Origin of the sequence: Bradyrhizobium sp. Gha, from assembly GCF_900113735.1 — a bacterium.
GTDB lineage: Bacteria > Pseudomonadota > Alphaproteobacteria > Rhizobiales > Xanthobacteraceae > Bradyrhizobium.
The window spans coordinates 250,725-272,973 of record NZ_FOQM01000004.1; the positions used below are offsets into that span (position 1 = coordinate 250,725).

The 22,249-nt window shown below is 59.6% G+C and carries 19 protein-coding genes and 1 pseudogene; 5 read left to right on the forward strand and 15 right to left on the reverse strand.

Annotation, left to right across the window (positions count from 1 at the left end):
* Window positions 1-52 precede the first annotated feature (52 nt).
* Window positions 53-1,594 carry a sugar ABC transporter ATP-binding protein gene (locus BM222_RS09190; protein ID WP_092227938.1) on the reverse strand — a complete coding sequence of 514 codons (1,542 nt, stop codon included), beginning with the start codon at window positions 1,592-1,594 and terminating at the stop codon, window positions 53-55.
* Window positions 1,595-1,777: 183 nt separating this feature from the next.
* Here BM222_RS09190 and BM222_RS09195 point away from each other — a divergent pair, with 183 nt between their 5' ends.
* From BM222_RS09195 to BM222_RS09205, 3 genes are all read left to right on the forward strand, one after another.
* The gene (locus BM222_RS09195; protein ID WP_092227939.1) at window positions 1,778-2,488 is read left to right on the forward strand and encodes a FadR/GntR family transcriptional regulator; all 711 of its coding nucleotides are present in this window, start codon (window positions 1,778-1,780) and stop codon (window positions 2,486-2,488) included.
* A 126-nt stretch (window positions 2,489-2,614) separates the two neighbouring features.
* Entirely contained in the window at window positions 2,615-3,001 is a 387-nt protein-coding gene (locus BM222_RS09200) for a CidA/LrgA family protein (protein WP_091880968.1), read from the forward strand.
* Window positions 2,998-3,720 (forward strand): LrgB family protein, encoded by a 723-nt coding sequence (locus tag BM222_RS09205; RefSeq protein ID WP_092227940.1) that lies wholly within the window; start codon window positions 2,998-3,000, stop codon window positions 3,718-3,720. The genes BM222_RS09200 and BM222_RS09205 overlap by 4 nt, the downstream gene beginning before the upstream one ends.
* A gap of 152 nt (window positions 3,721-3,872) precedes the next feature.
* On the opposite strand, the gene BM222_RS09210 is transcribed toward BM222_RS09205, so the two are convergent.
* Genes BM222_RS09210 through BM222_RS09220 form a run of 3 tightly spaced genes read right to left on the reverse strand, consistent with a single transcriptional unit; the run spans window position 3,873 to window position 7,138 of the window.
* Window positions 3,873-4,313, reverse strand: coding sequence for an SRPBCC family protein (locus tag BM222_RS09210; protein WP_092227941.1), 441 nt, complete (start codon window positions 4,311-4,313; stop codon window positions 3,873-3,875).
* A gap of 35 nt (window positions 4,314-4,348) precedes the next feature.
* Window positions 4,349-5,905, reverse strand: coding sequence for a 4-hydroxyphenylacetate 3-hydroxylase family protein (locus BM222_RS09215; RefSeq protein ID WP_092227942.1), 1,557 nt, complete (start codon window positions 5,903-5,905; stop codon window positions 4,349-4,351).
* 6 nt (window positions 5,906-5,911) lie between these two features.
* Complete coding sequence (locus BM222_RS09220) at window positions 5,912-7,138, reverse strand: ABC transporter substrate-binding protein (protein WP_092227943.1); 1,227 nt, start codon at window positions 7,136-7,138, stop codon at window positions 5,912-5,914.
* A 183-nt stretch (window positions 7,139-7,321) separates the two neighbouring features.
* Here BM222_RS09220 and BM222_RS09225 point away from each other — a divergent pair, with 183 nt between their 5' ends.
* The gene (locus BM222_RS09225) at window positions 7,322-8,365 is read left to right on the forward strand and encodes a winged helix-turn-helix transcriptional regulator (RefSeq protein ID WP_092227944.1); all 1,044 of its coding nucleotides are present in this window, start codon (window positions 7,322-7,324) and stop codon (window positions 8,363-8,365) included.
* A gap of 7 nt (window positions 8,366-8,372) precedes the next feature.
* Here BM222_RS09225 and BM222_RS09230 read toward each other — a convergent pair whose 3' ends face one another.
* The 7 genes from BM222_RS09230 to BM222_RS09260 are packed head-to-tail and all read right to left on the reverse strand — an operon-like array spanning window position 8,373 to window position 15,991.
* Window positions 8,373-9,914, reverse strand: a complete 1,542-nt coding sequence (locus BM222_RS09230; RefSeq protein ID WP_092227945.1) for a class I adenylate-forming enzyme family protein — start codon at window positions 9,912-9,914, stop codon at window positions 8,373-8,375.
* A 12-nt stretch (window positions 9,915-9,926) separates the two neighbouring features.
* Entirely contained in the window at window positions 9,927-10,676 is a 750-nt protein-coding gene (locus BM222_RS09235) for an SDR family NAD(P)-dependent oxidoreductase (protein WP_091880987.1), read from the reverse strand.
* Window positions 10,669-13,071, reverse strand: coding sequence for a xanthine dehydrogenase family protein molybdopterin-binding subunit (locus tag BM222_RS09240; RefSeq protein ID WP_244547061.1), 2,403 nt, complete (start codon window positions 13,069-13,071; stop codon window positions 10,669-10,671). Before BM222_RS09240 ends, BM222_RS09235 begins: the two co-directional genes overlap by 8 nt.
* Window positions 13,064-13,825, reverse strand: a complete 762-nt coding sequence (locus BM222_RS09245) for an N-acyl homoserine lactonase family protein (protein WP_092227947.1) — start codon at window positions 13,823-13,825, stop codon at window positions 13,064-13,066. Before BM222_RS09245 ends, BM222_RS09240 begins: the two co-directional genes overlap by 8 nt.
* Window positions 13,822-14,304 (reverse strand): (2Fe-2S)-binding protein, encoded by a 483-nt coding sequence (locus BM222_RS09250; protein ID WP_092227948.1) that lies wholly within the window; start codon window positions 14,302-14,304, stop codon window positions 13,822-13,824. The genes BM222_RS09245 and BM222_RS09250 overlap by 4 nt, the downstream gene beginning before the upstream one ends.
* Before the next feature lie 7 nt (window positions 14,305-14,311).
* Complete coding sequence (locus BM222_RS09255; RefSeq protein WP_092227949.1) at window positions 14,312-15,172, reverse strand: FAD binding domain-containing protein; 861 nt, start codon at window positions 15,170-15,172, stop codon at window positions 14,312-14,314.
* Between the two features lie 45 nt (window positions 15,173-15,217).
* Complete coding sequence (locus tag BM222_RS09260; RefSeq protein WP_244547062.1) at window positions 15,218-15,991, reverse strand: enoyl-CoA hydratase-related protein; 774 nt, start codon at window positions 15,989-15,991, stop codon at window positions 15,218-15,220.
* A gap of 1,236 nt (window positions 15,992-17,227) precedes the next feature.
* Here BM222_RS09260 and BM222_RS09275 point away from each other — a divergent pair.
* A complete protein-coding gene (locus BM222_RS09275; RefSeq protein ID WP_502690880.1) occupies window positions 17,228-17,854 on the forward strand; it encodes a LysE family translocator in 627 nt (208 codons plus the stop codon).
* 177 nt (window positions 17,855-18,031) lie between these two features.
* Here the strand turns inward: BM222_RS09275 and BM222_RS09280 are convergent, their stop codons facing one another.
* The 4 genes and pseudogenes from BM222_RS09280 to BM222_RS09295 all read right to left on the reverse strand — a co-directional run bounded on the left by BM222_RS09280 (window position 18,032) and on the right by BM222_RS09295 (window position 22,165).
* Window positions 18,032-18,262, reverse strand: a complete 231-nt coding sequence (locus BM222_RS09280) for a hypothetical protein (RefSeq protein ID WP_092227951.1) — start codon at window positions 18,260-18,262, stop codon at window positions 18,032-18,034.
* A gap of 194 nt (window positions 18,263-18,456) precedes the next feature.
* Window positions 18,457-19,883 (reverse strand): annotated as a pseudogene (locus BM222_RS09285) (M20 family metallopeptidase).
* Window positions 19,884-19,913: 30 nt separating this feature from the next.
* Entirely contained in the window at window positions 19,914-21,026 is a 1,113-nt protein-coding gene (locus BM222_RS09290; protein ID WP_092227952.1) for an ABC transporter ATP-binding protein, read from the reverse strand.
* Entirely contained in the window at window positions 21,023-22,165 is a 1,143-nt protein-coding gene (locus BM222_RS09295) for a M24 family metallopeptidase (RefSeq protein WP_092227953.1), read from the reverse strand. The genes BM222_RS09290 and BM222_RS09295 overlap by 4 nt, the downstream gene beginning before the upstream one ends.
* Window positions 22,166-22,249: the final 84 nt, after the last annotated feature.

The following is a 22,249-nucleotide window of genomic DNA, read 5'->3' on the forward strand; positions in this document are numbered from 1 at the left end:
TCCTCGCTTCAACCGCATGCCTACGCCAATTCTTGAGAGCCTATCGATCCGCTCAACTGGCGAGATCTGTCAGCATTTGCTGGGTTGTCTCGTGCCCGTCGACGACATGATCGAGTCGCCCTTGCCGGAACACGGCAATCCGATCGCTAATTTGGAGAATTTCCGGCGCTTCGGATGAGACGACCAGCACCCCATTGCCCTTCGCCGCGAACTCGCGGAGAAAGGCGTAGATCTCCTGCTTCGACCCTTCGTCGATTCCACGTGTCGGCTCGTCGCATATCAGCAGACGCGGATTGGTCAGCAGACAGCGGGCGAAAACTACCTTCTGCTGGTTTCCGCCGCTAAGTGTCTCTACGGGGACATTTGGAGATGCCGCTTTGATCCGGTGCAATCGCATCATCCGATCCGTCGCGGCGGCCTCCGCCTTGCGGCGGACGAACCCGCTCACGGCGCGGAGTGCTAGAGACGACAAGGCGATGTTGTGTGCAATGGAGGCACAAAGAACGAGGCCGGTATCCTTCCGATCCTCGGGCACCATGGCCATACCTCGTTGGATGCACTTCTTGGGATTGCCAGGATCGACCCTCGCTCCATCGAGAAAGACGTCTCCGGCGGTCGGCGCGTGAATGCCGTAGATCGTCTCCAGGAACTCGGTCCGACCAGAGCCAAGCAAACCGTAGATGCCCAGCACTTCTCCTGCAGCGACCGTTACAGAGATGTTCTTGAAATGAGATCCGCGCGACAATGAACGCACTTCGAGCAGGATCGGCGCGCCTTCATTAGGCTTGCCCTTTTCGACCGTCTTGACCTCGTGGCCGACGATCTGAGTCACGAGGTGATTGCGATCGATCGAGGAAATTGCCCCGCTCTCGATGAATCGGCCATCACGGAAGACCGTGTATTCGTCCGCGATCTCGAAAATTTCGGTCAGCTTGTGCGATACGTAGATGATCGCGGATCCACGCGCTTTTATTCGCTTCAAGGCGTTGAAGAGGATGTGCACCTCGTGCTCGCCGATGGCCGAGGTCGGCTCGTCCATGATGACGATGTCCGCGCGGTGGCTAAGTGCCTTCGCAATCTCGACGAGCTGGATCTGTGCCAAGCTTAAGTCTCGCATGCGAGCGCCGACCGGCACGTCGAACTCGAGGTCATCCAGAAGCCGTTTTGCGGCCTGCCGCATCTTCGGGAAGTCCACGACAAGACCGCCGATCTTCGGCTCCCTCCCCAAGTAGATGTTCTCGGCCACCGTCATCTCGGGAACCGGAGACAATTCCTGGGTGATGATGGTCACGCCGTGCCGCAAAGCATCCGCGGCACTCCTGAAATCGACGGCCATCCCGTCGATACGAATGCTGCCTTCGTCGCGGTGCAGCAAACCCATTACGATGTTCAGGAACGTGGACTTGCCGGCGCCGTTACCGCCGCAGAGTGCGTGAACGGTTCCGCGCTTGAGGACGAGCCGCCCGTCGCGAAGGGCCGGAACACCATTGAAAGACTTTGCGATTCCGTCCGCCACCAACAAAGGCTCGTCGCGCGGCCCTGGAGCAGCGTTCTTTCCATGACCTTCCGGATTTGACCCGGTCGACAAAAGCATCGGTTTCCTCCCGCGGCGTCTTAATCGCGCCTGCGTGAAGATATGAGGTCATACCTTATACCTGTTGTCAACAGAGATCATACCTCCTACCTTGTGGATGTTTGGTTTGTTTCGTCTGGTCGCGCGGCGGCTAATGTGTTGGCTTCGCGGAGCAACGGCGAAAAATTAGACTGCGAGCGACCGATGGAGCGGATGGAAACCAAAAAACTACCCACGCGTGTCGAAGTCGCGTTGAATTACATCACGGGCGAGATCGCCAACGGCAACCTAAGTCCCGGCGACAAGTTGCCCAATGAGAAGGAGCTCGCAGAGAAGCTCGGCATCAGCCGGACCCCTATTCGCGAGGCCATGAAGACGCTTGCGGTCTCAGGATTGATTGAAACCCGCCACGGGCACGGCAACTATATCCGGAAGGACGAAGGCACAGCCGTCATGCCCCTGATGATGTTTCAGCTCTATCTCCAGGACTCTTCACCTGAGATGCTGATGGAGCTTCGGTACATTTTCGATCGAAACTGCGCGGAATTGGCTTCGATAAGACGCACCGACCGAGATTTAGAAGTCATGCGAGAGAGCATCGATCGGCTGAAGGCTCTCTCCGAGGATCCTCATTCGCCGATCGACAAATTGCTGGAAGCCGATCTCGACTTTCACCGTGCAGTTTATGCGGCAGCAGGCAACAAGCTCATCGTGGTGATCGCTGATTTCGTTTTGAACATGGTTGCCCCCTGGATCCGCAAATCGCTGGAAGTAAGCGGACGGTATCGCGCCGTTGGCCTACATGAAAAGATGTACGCAATGATCCGCGATCAGAAGACAGGCTTGCTCAGTCGGGAGAGCGTGGAGGCGAACATGGAGCACTTCATGTCATCCCTGAAAATTCCTGCGGCGTAGCACGTTGCCAGCTGGATCCCGCTCAAACTTCGCTCCCTGGATCGCCTCGATACCCTCACATTTCTCTTACTCTGAACGCGCCCAGGGCCTTCATCGACAACAATTCGTCAGCCGCCACGCACCTCCATGATCGCAAGTCTGAGCTTAATTCTGTTTTGCCAGTTGGGCGGCGAAGTCATCGTGCGCGGCCTCAACCTGCCAATGCCGGGGCCGGTACTCGGATTGGTGTTCTTGCTCATCCTTCTCTTGACGCGCGATCGCTTCAGCGCGCTCAGACGCGGCCCGCTGCGGAACGATGCCGTTGAGAGCACCGCTCGCGGCTTACTTTCACATCTTTCTTTGTTGTTTATTCCTGCTGGCGTAGGCGTGGTCAAGAATCTCGACCTGGTCATTGGGCACGGGATCGCAATCCTGCTGACTTTGGCGGCGTCGGTCGTAGTCACTTTATTCGCAACGGTCGCTACCTTCCTGGCGATCAACCGGCTTCTCACGAAACGCCAAGTAGAGCCATGAGCGAAAACTCATTCTCGCTTTGGGTCTATCTCTCGCAGTCACCGCTACTGTGGCTGACGGTGACACTCTCGACCTATGCGGTCGCTGATACCTTGTCGCTTGCGACACACAGGCATCCCCTGGCGAATCCGGTGCTTCATTCAATCTGGATCATCGGTGCATTCCTGCTAATAACCGGCACTTCCTACAACACTTTTTTCGCCGGCGCGCAGTTCGTTCACTTTCTGCTCGGACCAGCAACGGTCGCGCTCGCGGTGCCGCTCTACGACAATCGAAAGCGGGTTGTCGCGGCGATCGTGCCAATGCTCGTTTCGCTGGTGGCCGGCTCAATCACGACAATCGTGTCCGTCGTTCTGTTCGCCAAAGCTCTCGGCCTACCGCATGCCATCATTCTGTCGCTTGCGCCGAAATCGGTGACTGCCGGTGTCGCCATGGGAATCAGCGAATCCCTCCACGCCGATCCGTCGCTCACGGCGGTCTCAGTCGTGCTTACGGGCATCATGGGCGCCATCGTCGTCACCCCGCTAATGAATTGGGCAGCGATCACCGATTTTCGCGCGCGGGGCTTCGCGGTCGGCATCGCGGCTCACGGTATCGGCACAGCACGCGCGTTCCAAGTCGACGAAGTGGCCGGCGTTTTCTCCGGAATCGCCATGGGCCTTAATGCGCTCGTGACGTCGCTCTTAGTCCCGCTCGCGGTGACCCTACTGCTTGGTTAATGGCCCGTTTATTTCCTTTGGCTCTCAAATCTTGCTTGCTAGTGACAGGGCGTCTTCTGAACCAGCGAATGCACAATAGCGTTCGCTAGTTTGCATCAATCTTCAATCTTGTCTGGCCGGGATCTGAGTTGGAGGGGACTGCTATTCTCTGTCTAAAGGGCTCGCGCGAAATTGGCGAAGAACTCGTCGGCAAGCTTCTTGGCGGTGCCATTGACAAGTCGCTGTCCTAATTGCGCAAGCTTTCCACCGATTTGCGCGTCGACCTGATAGGTCACCAGCGTGCCGTCATCCCGCTCAAGCAGATTGACCCTTGCGCTCCCTTTTGCGAAGCCTGCGACACCGCCCTCCCCCTCTCCTACAATATTATAGCTGCTTGGTGGATCGAGGTCGGTCAGAGTGACCCTGCCTTTGAATCGTGCGGAGACGGGCCCCACCTTCATCTTTGCGACCGCACGAAATCCTTGATCATCGATCCTCTCCAACTCCTCGCATCCGGGAATGCAAACCTTCAATACGGCGGCGTCGTTCAATTTGGCCCAGACAGCCTCTCGCGAGGCGGCGAGTTGGATCTCTCCATTCATTGTCATAGCCATTGGCGTCTCCGAAGGTTCAAGATAGATAGCTGTTCTCAGTTGCGAACAGGCGCAAACACTCTGGCCATGTAAGTTGAAAGATCGTTCTCGATCTCCGCGAGCGATGCGGACGAAATGCCAGCGAGGGACTTGGCCAATTCCTTCTTGAATTCGATCTGCATCGAGCGAGCGATCTGGATGCGCTGGGCCTGTGGCGAACCGGCGCCGTGCATGGACTCGGTCAGGTAGCCCACGGCATTTCTGCCGAGTGTCATGTTCTCCAGCAGGCGCAAGATGCGGATTCGGTCTTCCGTTGCGATCTCAGGCCGTCCCTTCAGGTATTTCTCGATGATCGGACCGATCGTCTCGTGCCTGAGCTCGCGCTCTGATGGCAATGTCACCATCAGCCCGCCGGCGAGGTCCTGCGCCAGCCGGCCGATCTCGTAGGGCAGCCGTGTGACGTGATGCTTGCAGACGTTCGCGAGCATCTCGTCCGGCAAACAGGCACCGGATTTCATCCCCGTCCCCTGATGGCTCGCCGCGATGCCTGCGCCGTAGATTGTCTCGTTAAGATGGGTCATCTCGACGAGTTTGTCGCGGATGTGAGATGCACGTTCGACACCGTTGTAATCGGCAATGGTCGCCGCGGCGCCGATCAGGACGTCACCAACGCCGGTTTTGCAAACATAGCTGCGGCGATGATAGCATGTGAAGCGCTCGACCAACGAGGAGGCGAACTCCACCTCACCATCCATGAAGACGTGCTCGAGCGGAACGAAGACGTCCTCGAAGACGATCATCGCTTCTTGACCGGAAAAACGCGCATTGCCGGCGTCGATGCTGCCATCCTCGGCGCTACGCGTATCGCAGGATTGCCGGCCGTAGATGTAAGTGATGCCCTCGGCGTCAACCGGTACGGCACCGACGATCGCGTAATCCTTATCGCCAACGTCCAGCCTCATCGTCGGCATGACGATGAGCCAGTGCGAGTTGAGGCAACCGGTCTGATGCGCCTTGGCACCGCTGATATAGACCCCTTGCTTAGTGCGCTTCGTTACACGCACGAAGAGATCAGGATCGGCCTGCTCTGACGGCGATTTACCGCGATCACCCTTCACGTCGGTCATCGCGCCGCCAATCACGACGTTCTCCCTCTGGATCCGGCCTAAAAAGGCGTTGAAACGGCTGTGGTAGCCGGTGCCGTACTTCTGATCTAGATCATATGTCACCGAATGCAGCGCGTTCAGCGCATCCATGCCGACGCAACGCTGAAAGCAAGTACCTGTTAATTGGCCGAGCCGGCGCTGCATCTTGTTCTGCATGACAAGCTCGGTGGGGCTGGTCGCGATATGCAGGAAGCGGTTGATGCGCTCGCCGGTCAAAGGCGACATTACCGATGCCACTTCCGGATTCTCGATGGCGAGATCGTAGGTTTCGGCGACGGCGTTGATCGAGGGTCGGATGATCGGATGGTCGACCGGTTCAACGACCGCGTCGCCCATCAGATAGACCCTGAGCTTCCGCCCCCTCAGGCTATCGATATAATCGGTCCCTGTTCGGATCGGCTCTCGGGATAACGCAGCGAAAGCAGCGGCGGCTGAATCCTGATCCATCCTGCTTCAACCTTTCTTGACCAGCGGGCAGACGCTATCCTTGAGCGGGCGGAACGCCTGCTCGCCGGGGATCACCTCGCGCAGCTTGTAGAAATCCCAATCGCCTTTCGACTCCGACGGCTTCTTCACCTCGTACACATACATGTCGTGCACCATTCGACCGTCCTCGCGGATGCGGCCGTTCTTTGCGAAGAAATCGTTGATCGGCATCTCGCGCATCTTGCCCATCACGGCCTGGGCCTCGTCGGTGCCGGCGGCCTCGATCGCCTTGAGATAGTGCATGGTCGAGGAATAGTCGCCGGCGTCGCCCATATGGGGCATCCGCTTCATGCGCTCGTAGAAACGCTTGGACCATGCACGCGTCTCGTCGTCGCGATCCCAGTAGAAGGCGTTCGTCAACACGAGCCCCTGCGCTGAGCTCAATCCGAGGCTCTTGATATCGGTGATCCAAACGAGCAACCCAGCAAGCGTCTGCCCTCCCTTTGGGATCCCAAACTCCTGGGCCGACTTGATCGTATTCACCAGGACGGCGCCCGACCCGGCGAGGCCGATGACCTGGGCTTTTGACGACTGTGCTTGCAGCAGGAATGAAGATTGATCGAAGGTCTCAGGCGGGTATCGCGTCGATCCGACGACTTCGCCGCCCAAGCCCTTCACGACGGCCGACGTATCGGCCTCCAGCGCATGTCCAAAGGCGTAGTCCGCCGTGAGAAAGTACCAGCTCTTCTGACCGCCTTTCAGCAGCCCGCTGCCCGTGCCGCGGGCAAGCGCGTAGGTGTCGTAGGCATAGTGAACGCTGTTGGGCGTGCACGCATCATTGGTGAGGCGCGATGAGCCCGACCCGTTGATGATCGCAATCCTGTTCTTCTCCTTTGCTAGCTGGGAAACGGTGAGCGCGATCGAGGAATTGATCAGGTTGGCAACCATGTCGACATGATCGACATCGAACCACTTCCGCGCCAACCCTGAGGCGATGTCCGGCTTGTTCTGGTGGTCGGCAACCAGCACCTCAATCGGCTTGCCCAGCACCTTACCGCCGAAATCCTCGACCGCCATCTTCACCGCCGTCACGGCGCCCTCGCCAGACTCATGCGAGAACTGGCCGGACATATCGGTCAGCACGCCGATCTTCACGGCATCGTCTGACATCCCCGCGGTTTGCGCGCCGGCATGGTGTACCAACGCCACCATTGCCGCGGCTGCGATCAGAAATTTCTTCGCTCCCGACTTCATGGCATTCCTCCCAAGGCAAATGGACCCGGTCCGATCGGCATTTATTACATGCATAACTAGACTTTTGTTACATGCGTAACTAGACTAATTTTTCGAGGGAGTCAATCGTGCCGATGTGTTAAACGAACTCCGACTTAGAAGGCGGCCTTCGAATGCTGGCCGCGCAGACGGATTGTCGAGGGAATGCCTGCCATCGCGAAGCTCCAGACGACGACGCCATCGGCTCGGACGGCCGCGAAGGCGAGCAAAGCCCAAGCCGGCACTGCCCGGAACGAGCGGAATTGTTCAGTCGCACGCACGCTGGACATCGTATCCGACGCGTGGGCGTTCCTGATCATCCGCGAGGCATTCTTCGGCACACAGACCTTCGAGGCGTTCCGCTCAGCGCTCGGCATTCCCCGCGCAACACTGACTGATCGCCTGCGTAAGCTCACGCAACTCGCGATCTTCCGTCAGATCGCGCCTGGATCTTCTCTGCGCAAGGAATACCGTCTCACCAAGATGGGCTTCGATCTCTATCCGAGCTTCATCGCCCTTATGCAATTTGGCGATCGCTGGCTCGCCGGCGGCAAGCCCGCGCCATTAACGCTGGTTCACGTGAGTTGCAGATGCGACAGTCACCCGATTGTTGCGTGCTCGCATTGCGGCGAGCGCGTTAGCGCGCGCGATGCGAAATACCGGGACGGACCCGGCGCTGGGCGCCATGCCGCCAAGGCCGGCCGCAACACGAGGCGTGCCTCCGACGGCAACCGCTTCCAGCTTGGCCGTCCGAGCTCCGTCTCGCGCGCGCTCGAGATCATTGGCGACAAATGGAGCTTCATGGTCGTTCGCGAGGGCTTCTTCGGCAATCGACGCTACGACAAGATCCTGACTGAGCTTGAGATCGCGCCGAATATCCTGACCGACCGGCTCAACCGTCTCGTCACCAGCGGCGTACTTAGTCGCCGGCAATACCAGAGTTCGCCTGATCGCTACGAGTATCTTCTCACAGACATGGGGCGCGACCTCTATGGGCCCTTCATCACCATGTTGCGATGGGGCGATCGTTGGCTGTCGAAGGGCAAACCGCCGCTGCTGCTCACCCACCTCACCTGCGGGCACGACTTCCATGCGTCGGTGAACTGCGATTGCTGCAAGCAGCCGATCGTCGCGGCGGACATGCGCTACAGGCTGACCTACGATCCTAAAGCCTTCGGCGCCCTGGGACCGCGCTCCATCGACTCCTGATTGCACCCTACGCCCGGCCCAGCGCCTCGACCAGCTTGAAGCGCATGATCTTCCCTGATCCTGTACGCGGAATCTCGGAGACGAGGTGGGTGGCTTCTGGAATCTTGTAGGATGAGAGATAGGCTTTGCAGTGGTCCATCAACGAGGCGACGTCGAGCTCATTGGTCTTAGCCACGACAAAGAGACAGGGGACTTCACCGAGTGTGGCGTGCCTGATCCCGACGACCGCACAATCCGTCACCTGCGGATGCCGTACCACGACCTCCTCGATCTCGGCCGGCGCGATGTTCTGCCCGCCGCGAATGATCAGCTCCTTGATCCGGCCGGTGATGGTCAGATAGCCGCTGGCGTCTGACTTGGCGAGATCACCGGTGTGGTACCAGCCCTTTCGCAAGGCCGACGCGGTTTCCGCCGGCTTGTTATAGTAGCCGTGCATCAGATTTGGTCCGCGCACGATCAGCTCACCCTCCTCACCGGTCGGGACATCCTCCAGCGAGGATGGATCGACGATACGCACGGCAAGGCCTGGCACTGGCAGCCCACACGATCCCATTGGCCGGGCTCCGTGCAGCCAGTTCATCGTGATCATGGTGGACGTTTCGGTGATGCCGTAACCATCGAGCAGCCGAGCCTTGAAGCGCTGCTCGAACGCCTTGTTCAGGGCTGCCGGCAGAATGGCGCCGGCGGAGATGCAGAGGCGGATTGAACCGAGCCGTTCGAGGCCGATCTCCTTGGCCCGATGCAGGAGATAGTGGAACATCGTCGGCACGCCGGGCAGGACGGAATACTTCCCGGTCTGCAACAGATCGAGAACCTGCTGCGGCGAAAATTTCTCCATAATGTGCTCGCTCGCACCAACCGCGAGGACACCGAGCACCGACAGGTTGAGACCGTAGGAGTGAAACAGCGGCAGCGGCGACAGCACCACATCCTTCTCGGTCAACTCGCAGATCGGCGCCCAGCATGCCGCGGCGATCCACAACATGCCTCGCAGCGACAACAGCACGCCCTTGGCTCGGCCCGTGGTGCCGGAGGTGTAGATAATGAAGGAAGCGCGATCGATGTCGTCGGGATCGAGCGGGTTGGTCGCCTCACCCCTTGCCAGATCCGTCAGCGTAGACCCGGCGTTCGCTGCATCCGGCCCGGTAAAAATAACTGAGGGCGGTATCGGTGCCTCACGACAAAACTTTGCGATCAACTCCTTCCGCGCCGCCGCGGTGATGACAAGGCTGCAGCCGGCATCACTCAGGCGGTAGCTGATCTCACCTTCTGCGGCGTCAAAGCTGATGGGCACCACGACCGCGCCGGCGCGCAATGCGGCGAGACATGATTCGATCCAATCGACGCCGTTCGGCAGATACAGCGCAACCTTATCGCCCTCTCGCAAACCGGCCTTCGCCAGATTCGCCGCGATCGAGGCGGTGCGCGTTGCAAGTTCCGCGTATGTGACGGACCGTAACGAATCCCAGTATGCAACCTGCGCCGGCCGCTGTTTCGCGTGACGACCGAGCAGCGTTGCGATGGGCGCAATCAGATCAACATGCAGCATCGTCGTTCTCTCCTAGACCATACTGTATCCACCGTTGACGCTGATGACCTGTCCCGTGATCCAGCTCCCGGCATCGGACGCCAATAGCGTGACCAAGGGGGCGACGTCTGAGGGCAATCCCAGCCGTCGGATGGCATAGGCCTTGACCAACTTGTCGCGGTTTGCGTCCACCCATGTCTTGTCGTGGGCGGTCTCGATCAAGCCAAGCGAGATGGAATTGGCCGTCACGCCAGAGCGGCCCCATTCGCGCGCCAACGACTTCATCAGTGCGATGGTACCTGCGCGTGCGGCGGCCCCGAGCGCAAGACCGGACTCGCCGACCCGCGAGGAATCTCCCATGATGGAAATTATCCGGCCGCGGCCTGAGGCCTCGAGCAGCGGCCCGGCACTATGCGAACAGTTCAGCGCCCCATAGAGACAAGTATCGATCTGCTTCTTCCAGTCTTCCGGCGAGCTTTCGCTGAAGCGCTTGCGGAACACGAGCCCGGCGTTGTTGACGAGGATGTCGAGCCCGCCGAAGTCGCTCTTGATGTTCGCGACCATTGCCCGAACAACCTCCGCGTCCGATATGTCTGCCCGATAGGCCTTCGCCTTGCCGCCGGCCTTTTCGATCTCGGCAACTACCGCGTCGGCCTCTGCTTTCGAGCTGTGATAATTGACCGCAACGCTCGCGCCCTTTTCCGCCAGCATCTTCGAGATCGCGGCGCCAACATCCCGTCCTCCCCCCGTCACGAGGGCGACACGTCCCTTGAGATCACTCATCTGCTTTTCCTCTTGATTTGAGCCTGGCCTGCTCCATGAGCTTGAAGATGCGCTCCGGAGTCATTGGAAGAATGGACACCTCGATATCGAGCGGCGACAACGCGTCGGCGATTGCATTCGCAATGGCGGCCGGTGCGCCGATTGTGCCGCCCTCGCCCATGCCGCGGAATCCACCAGCCACCGCGGACTCGCTTTCGATGTGGACGACGTCCACCACCGGAACTTCGGGCGCCGACGGGATCACATAATCGACGAGACTCGCGCTCAGAAGCTGACCATCGTCGTCGTAGACCAATTCCTCGAACAGCGCCGCCCCGATACCTTGCGCCACACCGCCATGCACCTGACCATCAACAATCATCGGATTGATGATCCGGCCGCAATCCTCGGCGACCACATACTTCAGTATGCGGACGAAACATGTCGCCGGATCGATTTCCACCGCGGCAATGTGGGTCGCCGCCGCGGTCGTTCCATTGATGGGATCGTAGGTGTATGTCGCGGTCAGTTCCTCGCGCGCCTCGACCGGGAGCGTCTTCATATCGGAATAGACCGCCTTTGCGATCTGCTTGAAGGTCACCGCACGATCGGTACCGAGCACAACGGCTTTGCCTTCAGAAACCTCGATGTCGTCCTGATTGGCCTCCAGGAGATGAGAGGAAACTCGCTTGATCTTTTCCTGGAGTATGCGCGATGCATGCTTGGCAGCACCGCCGCCGAGCACCGCGCTGCGACTTGCGTAGGTCCCGGTCGACATCGGGACCTCGTCGCTGTCTCCCTGAATGACGCGGACATCCTCGAACCGCGCGCCGAGATCATCGGCCACGATCTGCGCCAGCGTCGTTTCGAGCCCCTGTCCGTGAGAGGCCACACCGAATGCGGCCGTGATGGCGCCGGTCGAATCAATCGTGATCTTCGCCGTCTCCGAGCCAGTGTTGATCGGCATACCCGGTGCGACGGCAATCCGAGATCCGATGCCGGTCAGTTCTGCGTAAGAAGCGATACCGATGCCTAACAATCGGCCGTGGTTGCGTGCGTCGGCTTGCTGGATCCTGAGCTGTTCATAGTTCGCTGCCTCAGCGGCGGCATCCAGGCATTCGAGGAAGCCCGTCTTGTCCCATATGATTCCGGACGCGATCCGGTACGGGAAATCTTCAGGCCGGACCAGGTTGCGACGCCTGACTTCCAAAGGATCGAGGCCGAGCGCCTTAGCGCCAAGGTCCATCAAGCGCTCGGCGACGAAGGTCGACATCGGCCGGCCAACCCCACGATAGGGACCGGTGGGCGGCTTGCAGGTGGCAACGCCGCGGACCGATCCCCGATACGATCCGATCTTGTAGGGGCCGGGAAGGAAGCTGACGACCTGAACCGGCTCCAGCCCGCAGGTCCATGGATAGATCGAATAGGCGCCGACATCGCCGATGACATCGGCTTGCAGCGAGGTCGCGACGCCATTGGCATCGAATCCCATCTCGGCCTCGACGATCTCGGCGAAGGCTTGGCTGGAACTGCTGACGTCCTCCAGACGATCCGCCGTCCACTTCAAAGAGCGGCCGAGCTTGCGGGCGGCGATGCAGATCAGGAGCTCCTCCGGATAGAGCGACCCTTTTGATCCGAAACTTCCACCGACATCGGGCGCCACCACGCGCAGGCGGTGGCCTGGAAGGCCGAGCGACTCCGAAATCGCGTCACGCACGATTCCGGGAATATTTGATGACGTATACAGTGTGATAGCGTCTCGCCGTTTCTCGTACTCGGCCGTGTAGCTTCGGGGCTCCATCGCAAGCGGAGCCTTGCGGGTCATTTCAAAACGGCCACCTACCCTCACCACAGCGGCCTCGAGGTCGCCCGCGACGTCACCCTTCCTGAATTCGCGCGCGATCAGGACGTTGGTGCCAGCCTCTTCGTGCAGCAGCGCTGCGTCATCTGCGACGGCGAGCTCCGCGCGCGATAACGCACCAAGCGGCTCATAGTCGACCTCGATCAACTCGAGTGCATCCTCCGCAAGATATCGCGAGGTGGCGATGACGGCAGCAACCGCCTCGCCGACATAGCGAACCTTGCCGGAGGCAAGAGGCATGATCGGAGTCGCGTAGTAATTCGCCATCCGCGAAAACGGAATCACCGGCTTGAAGTCGCCCGAGATGCTTTCCGCGGTGAACACCGCAACCACGCCCGGTGATGCCTGCGCTACGGCAGTATCGATCCGCGCGATCAGCGCATGTGGCTGCCCACTGCGAAGAAAGGCGATGTGAAGCGGCCGGTCAGGCTTCCGGTCGGCGCTGTATTCGCCGCGACCGGTCAGCAGCCGCAGGTCCTCTGTACGCTTGATAGACGCGCCGACATTCCGCGGTCGCACGACATCCGATGGCTGCGCGCGCATGTCGTTACTCATAGCCATCGATTCCCTTGCGTAGGCCTTGCCACTGCCGGTCGTCATGGCCGCAGATCACCGCCGCACCGGCGTTCTCGATCCGCCGCACTTCTGCGAACGTCTTAAGCTGCTCCTCGACGTTCCAGGTATTGCGAGGCGCGGTATCGGCGTCGAGGTTTTGACGCAGGCTGACCGCGTCCGAAGCGAGCAGAAACTGACCGTCGCGGTCGAGGCTTACCAGCGCACCGACGGAGCCCGGCGTATGGCCGGGCAGCGGCACCAGGATGACGCTGGCATCCCCGAAGAGATCCTTCTCGCCGTGCACTGGCTCGATAGGCTGGCCGTAGTCCCAATCCGCGCGGAGATAGCCCGCAGCTTCCGAACCCTGTGCGTTTGCGGCGTCAATCTCTTTGGCATGGGCGAGGATCGTGGCCTTGCGGAAGAACTGATTGCAGCCGCAATGATCGGGGTGGAAATGAGAGTTGACGATGACATCGATATCGTCCGGCTCCAGCCCGACACAGGCAAGGCTCGGGAGCAAGGTCTCGTTCGCGCTCATTAGCGGTTTCATGACTTTGGCGAGCGATCCCCAGCGCTCCTCCGCATGGTCGACCACCGACGGGTGGCAGCCGGTGTCGAACAGCACATTACCCTGCTTGTGCCGGATCAGGGCGCTGCTGACCGGGAGATCAATCATCTCGCTGCGGTCGGCGCCGGCCACGTATATGCTCTTCTTCATGCGAAGGCGCCCGGCGGGAAGAAAGTTCAACTTCATGACGTTTTCTCCGCACGCATCGCAGCCGCGCTCCTGATCGCGGCAACAATATTCTGGTATCCGGTGCAGCGGCAGAGATTGCCCGATAATCCTTCCCTGATCTCATCGTCGGTCGCGAGCGGGTATTTGCGGAGCAAATCTTCGCCGGTGATCAGCATGCCCGGCGTACAGAAGCCGCACTGAAGCCCGTGATGCTCGCGAAATTGGGCTTGCAGCTCGTTGAGCACATCAGGGGTCCCAAGGCCTTCCACTGTCGTGATCTCCGCGCCGTTGGCCTGAACGGCGAGCATGAGGCAAGAGCGGACGCTGTCGCCGTTCACAAGCACGGTGCATGCACCGCAAACACCGTGCTCGCATCCGACGTGGGTCCCCGTCAGCCCCAGCGTTTCGCGCAGGAAGTCGGACAATAGGAGGCGCGGCTCGACGTCCGATTCGTCGTACTTCGTGCCGTTGACGGTTACCGATACTGTCGCAGTCATCGCCGGATCACCCCTTCGCCGCCAAGGACGCTTGCATGGCACGTTTGGCCAACTGCCCCAGCAAGTGCTGGCGGTATTCGGCAGAGGCGTGAAGATCGCCATTTGCCGATACGCACGACGTGACCAGTTCCGCAAATCGATCCGGCGTCTGGCCGTCGATCGCGATGCTGGTTAGCTTGCCCTCGACTTGCCTCAGCCGGAGCGGTGTGTCGGCCACACCCATCACGGCTACGCGCGCGTCATCGATGGTGGAAGACTTGCGCCGGACCGAGACGGCGACACTGGCAAGCGCGAAATCGCCAAAGCGGCGGGCGACTTCCTCGAAGGCCCAACCGCTGTGTTGCAAAACCGGAAATTCGAGCTCCACCACGATCTCGTCGGGCTCCAAGCAATTTGTCAGGGCATCGACGAAGAAATCCTCGGCAGCTACAGACCGACGCCCTGACGGGCCCTGAACCGACAGCGTCGCGTCGTAGAATAAGGAGAGCATCGGCAACTCAGCCGCGGGGTCCGCATGAGACACGCTGCCGCCGATGGTGCCTCGATTGCGGATCGCCAGGTGCGCCACGTGACGCATCGCCGCCGCCATTACAGGCAGCTTCGAGGCAATCAGCGGCGATTGTTCGATCTCGCGATGCCGCGTCAGCGCTCCGATTGCGATGCGATCGCCTCTCAGCTTGATGAACGAAAGCTCTTTGATGCCGTTCAGGTCGACCAGAACCGCAGGCCGCGCCATCCGGAAGTTCAGGAGCGGGAGCAAGCTCTGGCCGCCGGCGAGAACCTTTCCCTCGCCGTTTGCCGTCGACAAGGCTTCGATTGCTGCATCCACCGTCGTTGGCGCTATGTAATCAAATTTGGCAGGCTTCATCGAATTCGCCCTCCAAAGCCGGTTGTCTTCCCTGTTTGGCCGTCCTTATTCGCCGCGAAATCGCGGCTGTCTCTTTTCTTCGAAGGCGCGCCGGCCTTCCTTGAAGTCCTCGCTGTCGGAAGCGGCATCGATAAGCTGTTGCGCCACCGCCAGATCAAGAGTCCCGGTTCCCATCGAAAGGCCGTTCAGCATGTATTTTGCGCCCGCGATCGAGAGAGGCGCATTACGCGCCAAGCGCCGCGAGAACAGTTCGGCGGCGAGCGCGACGTCGTCGTGCATCTCGTCGATCAATCCCATGGACATCGCCTGCTCTGCTGGGTAGCGGTCGCCTGAGTAAAGGATGCGCTTGGCATTCGCGATACCCGACAGTCCCAGCAGTCGCTGCACGCTACGAACACCGTAGACGATCGATAGCTTGGCCGACGGAATGCCGATCGTTGCGGTTCGATCGCCGAAGCGAAAATCGCAGGCCAGCGCGAGATGACAGCCGCCTCCAAGGCAATAGCCGGAAATGGCCGCCACAACCGGCTTTCCCGATGCCGCGATTGCATCAGAGCATGCATCGACTACCACTTCATAATCGGCACTCTGACGCTTGTTGCCTCGGATCTCACCGAATTCGCTGATATCTGCGCCTACTGAGAAGTTATTGCCTTCCCCCGCCAGCACGATCGCGCGGACATCTCGGTCGTCAGCAAGGCGAGAAAAAATTCTGGACAGCTCACCCCACATCGCCATCGTTACGGCATTCTTCACAGAGGGCCGGTTCAGGGTGACGCGCGCGATACCGTCGCACCGGTCGATCTTGATTGCATCCAAGCGCGGATCCTCTAACATCTCGAATGTCACTTGCATAACTAGACTATTTATTTCGGCCTGTCAAGCAGCGTTCCGAATCAACATGGGATGGGTCGGACGGGCGCGTAGAACTATTCCTAGAGATTGACGCCCAGTCGCTCCTCACTCTCGTCGAAACCAGAAAGGTTCTTACGTGCGACATTGCGGCATTCATCACACGCCAATGGCGACCTAGCTTCGCCAAGAGAGAGGAGTCGCGATTATTTCGATAGGGGCGCGTACGATGCCTGCACGCGCGTCGTCCACAGTAGGTTCGGCATCGTTGCGTTTCAGTTTGGTACGGCGCAGCTGCGACGGTAGGTTGGCCTCGCATAAATCCGTGCTCGGCTTGGGCGTCCGAAAGCGCACAGATTAACGGGCATTCGTCCTATTTGTACGCCATAGCTACCCAGCAGCCAGACTCCCGCTTTAGATTCGTTTCTTGCTAAGGAAGCCCAATATCTTTTTGCCTCGCACCTATCATGATTCAGTCGAAGACATGGGCAACAAGGACAATATCAATCGGATCCATGTATTTAGATTGCCAGGTAACAGGAAAATGTCGCGCGATGTGAAACGTCCTCGCAAGAACCGTGGCATGCCGCCGCCCGCGACGTTCGATATCGATAAACTGCCAGGCAGCTCCTTTGACCGGCTGTGTTACAGGGTCCTGGCTGAAGGGCTCATCTCGAGCATGTCGAGCGTTATTTGCTGGTCGAAGAGATCCTCGAGCTTGACAGCGCCGCCTGTAAGATGCCTTTCGAGAAAAGGACGGTTCGCAGCTTCGATGAGGTCGAACAGCTCGCTCGGGACGCACGGTCGCTCACTGACGCGGCAATCCGTGCGGCGACGCTGCCATTAGGCAAGGCCCAGCACTATCTCCACGACAGCGAGCAGCCTCGGTTGGCGATCAGGATGCGCGCCAGGTCACCCACACAATAGAGCGCTGTTTGTCGTGTCTTGTATGCCCCCGCTGTGCCCTTCGTGAATTCCCGGTGGGCACAATAGAGTCGGAACATGGAGGGAACGGGCTGCGCGTCAGGGTGATCACCTTGCTCATTGGCCGAGCTCCCGGCTCAGCCAGCCCAGCATGTAGGCGAAGTGCGTCTCGAGATTGTCGACACCGGGCAACATTCGCGAGAGGCCACGCGCAAAGCCCTGACCGTAGATGAAGCTCCTGCCGATTTCGTCGCAACACAGTTGCGCGGGATTGTTGGTGTGCGCATTCCCGTCACCTCTCTTTTGTTCTTGGCTGCGGCCCTCGTTGTCGCGATCACGCCGGGGCCAGGAGTCTTTTACATCATTGCACGAACGCTCGCTGGCGGACTTTCGGAAGGACTGGCATCCAGTGTCGGCCTCGGTCTCGGTGGGCTCGTGCATGTTCTCGGCGGCGCTATTGGCCTATCTGCGCTCGTGATGGCGAGCGCGCAGGCCTTCATCATTCTAAAGATCGCTGGAGCATTCTATCTCGTCTGGCTCGGCATCAAGACGTGGCGCGAAGCCGATGTCATCGAACCGGCAGGAGTCAAAAAAACAGGGATTCATCGCGCCTTTCGCGAAGGCGTCCTGGTCGAGGCGTTCAATCTGAAGACGGCCGCATTCTTTCTCGCCTTCATCCCGCAATTCGTAGATCCAGCCGCGCACGTCGCCGCGCAGTTCATCGCACTTGGCCTCGTCTCGGTTGCACTGAACACGAGTGTTGACTTGATCGTGGCCTATTGGGCCGCGAAAGCGAGAGTCGGGCTTGCCAAGCGACCATCATTCATTACCAACACACGACAAGCATCGGGCGCCGTCATGTGCGGACTGGGAGCAACATTGTTATTTGCTCATCGTGCAACTTGAGGCGACACGTAACGGCAAGTTAATCGCCCTTCGCGGCGATCACAACCAGCGCTGATGCCGGTTCTGACGTCATTGCGGTGAGCTTGTGGGCATCGTCAATCGAACTGCACGCAATCACTGGGATTGAGTACCTGCCTGCAGGCTGACCTCGAGGCCTTCCTTCCTGTAGCTTCCAAGCTACTCGCGGTGGATCGGCGCACCGGCGCAAATCGGCAAAAAGCGCAAAGCGAGCTTCGTCTTGTCAATGGGCTTGCGCTCTTGAGCAATCGCCTTCGGCGTCTCGATCGGCGGAATGCTCGAGAGCGCCCCGACGATTGCACTGGCTCCGTCCTTGCGCAGCACTTCACCTCGCAAGATCGGCTGCGGGAACAGACCATCCAGCAGCGCCTGCTCGGCTTGGTCCGACATGACCGCCTCGAAGCCTGGCTGGGCTGGACCTGGGCTCGCAACACCGGCAACACTGACCATTCGATACGTTCGTCATGTGCCCAGCCCTCTTCGCACCGTCCAGCTTCAAACACGGCGCCGTCCCCTCGACGGAGCTTGGCGTATCAATTGGGAAGCGGTATTTCGAAAATGCGCAAGCGCCTTCAAAAAAGCGATCACCCGGCGAGCGCGAAACCGCACCCGTCAGTGCACTCTCGTCGCACCGGCGGAAGGGTATCCAGCTCCCCCAGATCCCAATATAGGCCCGCCATAATCTCCAGGGCCTCGCGCGCGAGCCCAGTTGGCATGTGCTCGTCGGCTGCATGTTGATGGCATCCAGGATAGGCATGGGGCACCCATAACGTAGGCAAATGTAGCAGGTTGGCAAAAATGTCGTTCGGAAGCGAGCCAGCAAAATTGGGCAAGATCGCCGGCGATTTCCGCGTCGTCCGAACGATCGAGTCCTGGGCCCATTTGGCCCAGGGATGCTCAGGGTCGAGGCGCGTGGCGAGAAAAACACCATCCTCAGGGCTGGGTGTCACCTGGACCATGTCGAGACCGGCGTTGGCGAGATGTCGCCGAAGAGCAGGCAAGATATCCTCGCAATCAACGCCAACCACGAAGCGGAGCTGACAGCGGGCCCAGGCGCTCGCAGGAATGGCATTGACCGGCGCCTGCGGATCTCCGCTACTGATGGCGAGAACGTCAAACGAGCACCAGCCATACAGCTGCTCTGCCGGGGTAAGTCCCGGCTCGCCCCAAGCCGGATCGATGTCAGGTCCGCCAGGTCGCCCGTCAACGACACAATCGGCAAGCACGCGCCGGACGGCGTCAGGCAGCTCACTTGGAAGCCATTCTGAGATTAGGATGCGGCCGGTCGGAGAGACGATCGTAGCCAGGGCGTGCGCGAGCTGGATTGCGGGATCGGACAGCAGACCGCCCCAATTACCCGAATGATATGCGCTCTCGCGCGCCTTAATTTGGATATCGAATGTAACACATCCGCGCGAGCCCAGGAATAGTGTCGGTCGATCCTCGGACAAGCGCGGTCCGTCCGACGCAACGAAGATATCTGCGCACAGGAGCTGCTTGTGCGTCGTACATAGTTCGCGGAGGCCGGGCGAATCGACCTCTTCACCCATTTCCATCAGGTATTTCAGGTTGAACCCCAGCCGAGCTCTTGTCTCGAGCACAGCACGGAGGCTGGCAATGTTGATGGCGTGCTGTCCCTTGTTGTCGGCGACACCGCGTCCGTACCAGCGATCATTTAATTTTGTGAGACGCCAAGGAGACCTTCCTGAGGACCAAGTTTCATCCATGCCACGAACCACGTCGCCGTGCCATATCCGAGCACAGTCAGCAATGATGGATCTTCTATGCGTTGTGCATAAAGGAATTGCGTGCCTGCAGCGGCCAAAACCTGGCAGTCGCAGCCGAGGTCTTCAAGCATGCAGCGGGCCTGACCGAGATATTCGGCGAGCTGATGTTTTCGCTCCGGGTTCTGACTCTCGGGAGGAATCGCGACCAGCCGCGATAGCGCGGCCTCAAAGTCTCCAGAGGCCAGATGGCTTCTCGCGCGCGAGATTGCGGCGTTCCGGTTCATTCGGGCAGCTCCTCGCACACAAACGGCATCTCAACTGGCGGGCGGAAACACGCGGGTATGCGCAGCATCAATCTCAATGCGGACCCGTTGACCGGATTGGAACAGCGGTCGTCCGGGGCTCACCGAAGTTCGAGCGGTCAATCGAATGGACCCCATCTGCACAAGCACGCTTTGGTTCGTACCTGTGTAGGCAGATTCCAAGACTATCGCGCTAGCGCGCTCGTCCGGTGTCAGGCCGACATACTCGGGGCGAACCGCCAGCAACCCTCCGCCGCCTGACGTCAGTACTTGGCTTGCCTCCTGCACAACCTCAAGGCCGAGATCGGGGCTGCGGGCACAGACCTCGCCTCCAGATTGCCGCAGCTCCACCGGCAAAAAGTTCATCTCACCGATGAAATCCGCAACAAATGCAGTGGCCGGCTTCTCGTATAGCTCGCGCGGCGTTCCTAACTGTTGCAACCGCCCTCGCTCGAGCACCGCGACGCGGTCCGCCATGGACAATGCTTCTTCCTGGTCATGGGTTACGAAGATAATGGTGCTGCCAACCTCCTTATGGATCAATTTGATCTCCATTTGGAGTTGCTGCCTCAGCTTGCGGTCCAGCGCCCCGAGCGGCTCATCCATCAGCAGCAGCAGCGGACGAAAGACAAGAGCGCGGGCCAGAGCCACACGCTGCTGCTGCCCACCCGACAACTGGCTTGGAAGTCGCGCGCCGTATCCGTCGAGTGCAACGAGCTTCAGAGTTTTTGTGACCTCGCGTTCGACGTCTCCGCCACGCAAACCCCGGCGCCGCAGCGGATAGGCGATATTCTCAGCGATCGTCATATGGGGGAACAACGCGTAGCTCTGGAACACCATGCCGAAGCCGCGACGATAGCTAGGAACATCATTGATCCGTACGCCGTCGAGCATAATGTCGCCAAATCCGGCGATCATCATCAGCAGAGTTGACTTTCCTGACCCGCTCGATCCGAGCAAGGCGACGAACTCTCCCGGCTCTATCGACAGCGAGACATCGTCGACCGCCTTGACCGCACCAAACAGTTTGGTCAACGAGTTGACCGAGACGGAGCCACGTTGACTGTGCGACGTTGCGATGCCTGCCGTTACCTTTCCGCTCACCATTGCTGTGCTGACGCTCATATCGGCCTCGTCTCGAATATCTTGCGCGGTATTGAAGTCAATCGCTTCCCGCCCGAACTGGTCACCACGACGGACTCGCTGAAGGCAAGTCCGGCAGCCGATGTGTACATGTGAAAGACCATTCCTTCCTCGATGGCCCAATTGGCACGGGGTGTGAAACAGCGGTAGAGGTCACTCGTGTGCTGGGAAACGAGCGGAGCGGTACCAAGCGTGTACCCGGTGATATTATCGTAGGTCTCGCGCAAGCCAGCCGCTACAACGCCTTCCCGCACGATGCGGTCGACGTCGGCGGCAATCGCGCCAGGCCGGAGCGCGGCGATTTGGCGGTCTTGTAACGCGATAAGAGCCTCGGCCGCAGCTCGCTGCTCGTCTGTTGCCCCTCCTACAATGACCGATCGCATGATCCGTACCGTATAGAAGCGTAGCCGCGGCAAGAGCTCGATATGAACGATATCGCCATCGACCAGCGGTCGCTCTGCGAGGAACCCATGTAACGAATCCCAGCCCGATCCGACATTGAGAGGCCCAACGAAGCCATCATCGAACCCAAGCCGGTAATAGGCGGCAGCGGCAGCTGCAGCGATATCACGTTGGATCTTGCCGCTTGCCACCTCGCTGACAGTCGCGTCGAAGGCGGCATCCAGAAGTGAGCCGGCCCGGGACATATGAGCGATTTCTTCCGGCGACTTGCACCGCCTGAGATCCCATCCCGAACGCTCGAGGTCAAGAAACTCGGCATTAGGCAAGAGCTTGCGCAGCGATTGGAGTCTTTGGATCGTGAAGGAATTCGATTGAAACTCAGCGCCGATCCGGGCGGGCACTGAACCCCTTTCCCGCAACGTGCCGACCAGCACCGCGAGCGGATCGTCCCAATCGCCAAACCCAATGATGTTATCCATCCACGTGCGCTGGCGCGCCGGGGGAATATCAAGCTTGCGCACCAGCAGGAACGGCTCAGACGATGCCGGCACGATGCACGCTCGCCAGAGATTTTCGGAGACCGTATAGCCCGAGAGCCAGGACATCATCTCGGGCTCGTCAAAGATGACATAGTCAAGACGACGCTCTGCCATCAAGGTTCGGACGGCGTCACATCGACGCTTGTACTCCTCGACGGAGAAAGTGAGATCGCGGCTCATGGTCGATGCTCCGTTGCGATTGCGAGACCTCGACCCAGATTGGATCGAGTGGACTGCTTTAGGAAAGGCGCCACTGGCTTCCTC